General features: G+C 40.0%; 6 protein-coding genes. 1 reads left to right on the top strand and 5 read right to left on the bottom strand.

The annotated features are described in order from the left end of the window. A partial coding sequence (locus tag JWR87_RS18600; RefSeq protein ID WP_297823077.1) for a glutamate--tRNA ligase family protein occupies positions 1 to 313 on the bottom strand: 313 nt, incomplete at its 3' end. Positions 314 to 379: 66 nt separating this feature from the next. On the opposite strand from JWR87_RS18600, the gene JWR87_RS18595 reads away from it, so the two are divergent. Then, positions 380 to 1,408: a DUF6569 family protein gene (locus JWR87_RS18595; protein ID WP_297823075.1), complete on the top strand. Its 1,029-nt coding sequence runs from the start codon at positions 380 to 382 to the stop codon at positions 1,406 to 1,408. 150 nt (positions 1,409 to 1,558) lie between these two features. On the opposite strand, the gene rfbA is transcribed toward JWR87_RS18595, so the two are convergent. The 4 genes from rfbA to gmd all read right to left on the bottom strand — a co-directional run bounded on the left by rfbA (position 1,559) and on the right by gmd (position 5,404). Continuing rightward, positions 1,559 to 2,416 carry a glucose-1-phosphate thymidylyltransferase RfbA gene (gene rfbA / locus JWR87_RS18590; protein ID WP_297823073.1) on the bottom strand — a complete coding sequence of 286 codons (858 nt, stop codon included), beginning with the start codon at positions 2,414 to 2,416 and terminating at the stop codon, positions 1,559 to 1,561. A 70-nt stretch (positions 2,417 to 2,486) separates the two neighbouring features. Then, positions 2,487 to 3,047: a dTDP-4-dehydrorhamnose 3,5-epimerase gene (rfbC, locus tag JWR87_RS18585; protein ID WP_297823071.1), complete on the bottom strand. Its 561-nt coding sequence runs from the start codon at positions 3,045 to 3,047 to the stop codon at positions 2,487 to 2,489. Between the two features lie 135 nt (positions 3,048 to 3,182). Further along, positions 3,183 to 4,118 carry a GDP-L-fucose synthase gene (locus tag JWR87_RS18580; protein WP_297823079.1) on the bottom strand — a complete coding sequence of 312 codons (936 nt, stop codon included), beginning with the start codon at positions 4,116 to 4,118 and terminating at the stop codon, positions 3,183 to 3,185. A gap of 176 nt (positions 4,119 to 4,294) precedes the next feature. Next, the gene (gene gmd / locus JWR87_RS18575) at positions 4,295 to 5,404 is read right to left on the bottom strand and encodes a GDP-mannose 4,6-dehydratase (RefSeq protein ID WP_297823068.1); all 1,110 of its coding nucleotides are present in this window, start codon (positions 5,402 to 5,404) and stop codon (positions 4,295 to 4,297) included. Positions 5,405 to 5,478 lie beyond the last annotated feature (74 nt).

Below are 5,478 nucleotides of genomic sequence, written 5' to 3'. Positions count from 1 at the left end.
CGTTTCCTTGTGCTACTAATTGTTCGGCGTATTGCCTGTACATTTCCTTACGTTCGCTTTGGCGGTACGGCGCATATGGTCCACCATGCAATGGACTTTCATCGGGCGTTAATCCGCACCAGGCAAGGCACTCCTGTATGTATTCTTCGGCGCCGGGCACAAAGCGTGTTTGATCAGTATCTTCAATTCGTAAAATAAACTCGCCGCCGAGTTGCTTAGCAAATAAATAGTTATATAAAACCGTTCTTACTCCACCAAGGTGCAATCCTCCTGTGGGAGATGGAGCAAAACGAACCCTTACTTTCTTTTCCATAGTACGGCAAAGATAAACCTTGAAAATGCTTATTTAAAAAGCGTTTTAAATTCAAAACCGCATGTAATGACAAGTTTTCTTAAGTGTATATCCTCAGGTTGGCTATGTAGTGAATTTGATTTTACGCGTACCTCTACTATTATTTGCAGGCACATTTACCATATTGGCGCTATTAGCATTATGCTTTTCATTTCTTCAAATACAGTAATAGCACAGCTAACCTATAAAGAATTAAGAGTGGAGTATGACTCTGCATGGACGTTTAAAAACCTTCAAATAGTACCGGTAAGGTACAAGGAAGGAGCAGGCGTTCCTGGTACGGCTTTGCCCACCGGTACGCCTCCCATGCAGTTAAGCGAGGCACTGTTAAAGCATAAGATAAAATTGCAGGAAATGCAGTTTGAGAAAGGAGCCGATGTGAATTGGCTTCAAGTTACCAATCATTCGAAACAAGATGTAGTTATACAAAGCGGGGAAATTTTAGATGGAGGCAAGCAAGACAGGATGGTCGCAGAAACGAAAATCATTACACCTGGTTCAACAGATTTTGTAAATGTTTTCTGTGTAGAGAAAAGAAGGTGGGAAAATAAGCCTAAAGAGTTTAAAACAGCAGGGGTAGCAAACAGTGAATTGCAAAAAACGATGAATATAAAACGACGGCAATCTGCAGTATGGAAAGAAATTGACAGGCAATTTGCCATTAGTAACAAAAAAAGCGAAACCGTTTCTTATGTCGATCTCGCTCCGCATACTGCCATTGATGATAGTGATTACATGCGCTATTTCTTAAACAAATACAGCTTTACAGACAGCAACTTTGCAGGCTACATTTTTCTTACCGGCAGCAGGATACTTAGTACAGAACTATTTGCTACTGCAGAGCTCACAAGTATTTCTTTTAGAAATATGCTAAGCAGTAACATTCAAACTGCCAGGGCAAACGGAGCGCCTCCCAAAGTTCCGAAAATAAAGGTGACAACCTTTATGGACAAAATTTTAATAAATGAGGAAGATCAAAAAGCTTATGTCAGCTCACATGGAAAGCTGCAGATCAGTAGTGGAAAAGTAATACACCTGATCGCTTACGATGATTAAGAGAGGAATGTGTAGGTGGGCATTTTTTAACTATTAAACATTGTTGTGTCACTCACTTGTACCTGTAGTTGTAGTTTCAACAAGCATAGTAATTGTAAAACTAATCACAACCGGAGACATGATTGAGTAAGCCCGCGCTTTTAACCTTACTTATTTTACTCTTCTCAAATACTCCCCATACCCACTTTTCTTATACTTATCAGCAAGAACATTAAGGGCTTCCCTGGTTAAAAATCCCATTCTATAAGCCACTTCTTCTATACAGCCAATCTTTTGCCCTTGCCTTTTTTCTATCACTCTAACAAATTCTGTTGCATCGCTAAGAGAGTCAAAAGTTCCTGTATCCAGCCATGCTGTTCCCCTGTCCATTACGCCTACCTTCAGAGTACCGCTTTCAAGATATACCCTGTTCACGTCTGTTATTTCAAATTCACCCCTCGATGACGGCTGTATGTTTTTTGCAATCTCTACCACACTATTGTCGTAGAAGTACAACCCCGGTACTGCATAATTCGATTTTGGAACAACAGGTTTCTCTTCAATGCTAATTGCATTAAAACTATCATCAAACTCAACTACCCCATATCTTTCCGGATCAGCCACCTCATATGCAAAAACAGCTGCACCTTCCACATCATAAAAAGATTGAACTAACCTGCTAAATCCACTCCCGTGAAAAATATTATCTCCTAAAATCAGGGCTACTTTGTCATCGCCAATAAATTCCTCGCCTATTACAAACGCCTGTGCTAAACCATTTGGTACGTGCTGCACTGCATACGAAAAAGAGCAACCTATTTCTTTTCCATCTCCCAACAATCTCTTAAACTGGCTGCTATCTTCAGGAGTAGTTATAATAAGTATCTCACGTATACCAGCAAAAAGTAAAACAGATATTGGGTAGTAGATCATCGGCTTATCATAAATCGGCATTAGTTGCTTGCTGATAGCCTGGGTAATAGGATATAAACGAGTACCAGATCCCCCTGCCAGAATAATTCCTTTCATTATAGTTAATTCAATTATTTAAAGACTTTACACGCGCCGAGTCTATATGATCACACGCGCATCTTTGCTATTAGCTACAACCCATTGACTTTTTAAACGCAGCAAAAGAAAGGTTTTGTTCGTCCTTTTTACTTACTAAAATCTCTGAAGCATTCATTTTCCAATCAATATTCAAGTCAAGGTCGTTATACATGATACCTCCCTCTGAAGCTTTATTATAAAAATTGTCGCATTTGTAAAAGAAATCAACTTCCTGGCTTAGAACGATAAAGCCATGACCAAAACCCCTGGGAACAAAAAGTTGCGTATTAGAAGTATCGGATAGAATTACAGAAAAGTACTGCCCAAAAGTTGGTGAAGCAGGCCTTAAATCAACCGCCACATCCAACACTTCTCCTTTAATTACCCGAACCAGTTTAGATTGGGCATGTTCACCCTTCTGAAAATGTATGCCGCGCAAAACGCCTCTCACACTATGGCTTTGGTTATCCTGAACGAAGTTTATAAATTTTCCGGTGAGGTTACAAAAGCGTTCGGCATTGAAACTTTCAAAGAAAAAGCCCCGATCATCATTAAAAACGGAGTTATGTATCAATACACAATCTTTTAATGGCGTTTCTTCAATTTTCATCTTAATAAGTGGAAATAGATTATTTATAGTAATTAAAAAGAAAGTGATAAGAATAGGAAATATAGCCAGCTACTAATTAACCAAGAGCGATAAAATATAAAATATCAAATAGAACAACGAGCTATCACAATAAAATCACTTGCTCCAGTCTCTGTCTTTTACCTCTTCATACACTCTTCTAACACCTTCTTCTAAAGAAATAGACGCCTTCCACCCCAACCCATTTAATTTAGATACATCCATCAGCTTTCTGGGTGTACCATCGGGTTTAGTTGTATCGTGTTTTACTTCGCCCTGGTATCCAACAACATCTTTAATTAACAAAACCAGCTCTTTAATAGTAAGATCTTCGCCAGTACCAATATTCACAAACCCGGCCTCATTATAAGTTTGCATCAGAAAAAAGCAGGCTTCAGCAAGGTCGTCGGCATGCAGAAACTCCCGCTTAGGAGATCCGGAGCCCCAGATTTCTACAAAAGGTGCATCTGTTTTTCTTGCAACTATCATTTTCCTCATTAAGGCTGGCAGAACATGGCTACCATTAAGATCATAATTATCATTAGGGCCATACAAATTGGTAGGCATTACTGATATAAAATTGCAACCATATTGCGCCCTGTATGCTTCGCACAATTTAATCCCCGTAATTTTTGCAATAGCATAAGGCTCGTTCGTTTCTTCCAAAAGACCGGTAAGAAGAGATTCTTCCTTCAATGGCTGTGGAGCAAATTTTGGATAAATGCACGAGGAGCCAAGAAACATGAGCTTTTTAACTTTGTGTTCGTACGCTGCATGAATCACATTCGCTTCGATCATTAAATTATCATACAAAAATTCAGCACGGTAAATATTGTTAGCATGAATACCACCCACTTTAGCAGCAGCTAAAAAAATATAATCAGGTTTTTCCTGCTCAAAAAATTCCTTTACTGCAGCCTGGTTTCGTAAATCTAGCTGCGACGATAGCCTTGTAATAATATTGTTATAACCCTCCGACTGAAGTTTTCGCATAATCGCGCTTCCCACCATTCCCCTATGCCCTGCTATATATATTGTAGACTCTTTATCCATTTGCTTATTGTTTTCGAGTGTCGTTGATCGCTTCAAAGTCATTAATCTTTAGTCGAAACTTTACTCCCTCCTTGCTATGAACGACCTTGTGACTTCCGGCACTTCCACCGTTCGGCTATTTGCGACTTTTCGCTAACCAACTTTCGTTGCTTCCGACCTTCGGTTTCCTACAACTCTTATTCAAACTGATTCATAATCTTGTAACCGCTTTGTTTCAACAGCACCTCTCTTTTAAATAACTCAAGGTCTGCTGCAACCATCTCTTCGGCAAGTTTCTCCATTGTATAAACCGGTGTCCATCCAAGTTTCTCCCTCGCCTTCGATGCATCACCTATCAGTAATTCAACTTCTGTGGGTCTGTAGTAACGTGGGTCCACCTTAACAACTGTCGTTCCAACGGCTATCCGGCACTCACCGGTACAAGCAGTCACCACTGCCGTCTCATCTTCATTGGTACCTTTAAATTCAAGTTCAATCCCAACATGTCTAAATGCTATTTTCACAAAGTCACGAATAGATGTTGTAATACCAGTTGCTAACACAAAATCTTCGGCAACGTCATGCTGCAGTATACGCCACATACCTTCTACATAATCTTTAGCATGTCCCCAGTCGCGCAGAGAGTTTAAATTACCCAGGTACAAAACGTCCTGCAGTCCTAAAGCAATTTTTGCCGCAGCCCGCGTAACTTTTCTTGTAACAAAAGTTTCGCCTCTTAAAGGAGATTCGTGGTTAAACAAAATACCATTACAAGCAAACATGTTGTAAGCTTCGCGATAGTTTACAGTAATCCAATACGCATACAACTTTGCAACGGCATAAGGCGAACGTGGATAAAAAGGAGTGGTTTCACTTTGAGGAATAGCCTGAACCAAGCCATATAACTCAGAGGTGGACGCCTGGTAAACTTTTGTTTTTTTAACCAGGCCTAACAATCGTACAGCTTCAAGAATTCTAAGCGTACCAATTCCATCTGCATTGGCAGTGTATTCCGGCGCTTCAAAGCTTACCTGCACATGGCTCATTGCTGCCAGGTTATAAATTTCGTCGGGCTGTATTTCCTGTATAATACGGATAAGATTGGTAGAGTCAGTCAAATCTCCATAATGAAGTACCAGGTTTTTATGTGGTGTATGTGGATCCTGGTAAAGATGATCTATACGATCGGTATTAAAGAGTGAGGCTCTACGCTTAATGCCATGAACCATATATCCTTTGTGCAAAAGAAGCTCAGTAAGATAAGCTCCGTCCTGGCCGGTGATGCCGGTAATAAGGGCGACTTTCATTGAATAATGCCTGCTTGTGTTTTGTTATGTTGCTTATTGCTGCGATTTAAACGAAGATAAGGATGCGATATTTT

Source organism: Segetibacter sp. (genome assembly GCF_025963695.1).
In the GTDB taxonomy this organism is placed as follows: Bacteria; Bacteroidota; Bacteroidia; order Chitinophagales; family Chitinophagaceae; genus Segetibacter.
The sequence above is the reverse complement of the archived record's forward strand: the minus strand, read 5'-3'. Positions and strand labels throughout refer to the sequence as shown.

What these genes read in the sequence shown, in the direction of transcription:
- JWR87_RS18595 (WP_297823075.1), top strand. Translation starts at nt 380, where the DNA reads ATGACAAGTTTTCTTAAGTGTATATCCTCAGGTTGGCTATGTAGTGAA.
- rfbA (WP_297823073.1), bottom strand. Translation starts at nt 2,416, where the DNA reads ATGAAAGGAATTATTCTGGCAGGGGGATCTGGTACTCGTTTATATCCT.
- rfbC (WP_297823071.1), bottom strand. Translation starts at nt 3,047, where the DNA reads ATGAAAATTGAAGAAACGCCATTAAAAGATTGTGTATTGATACATAAC.
- JWR87_RS18580 (WP_297823079.1), bottom strand. Translation starts at nt 4,118, where the DNA reads ATGGATAAAGAGTCTACAATATATATAGCAGGGCATAGGGGAATGGTG.
- gmd (WP_297823068.1), bottom strand. Translation starts at nt 5,404, where the DNA reads ATGAAAGTCGCCCTTATTACCGGCATCACCGGCCAGGACGGAGCTTAT.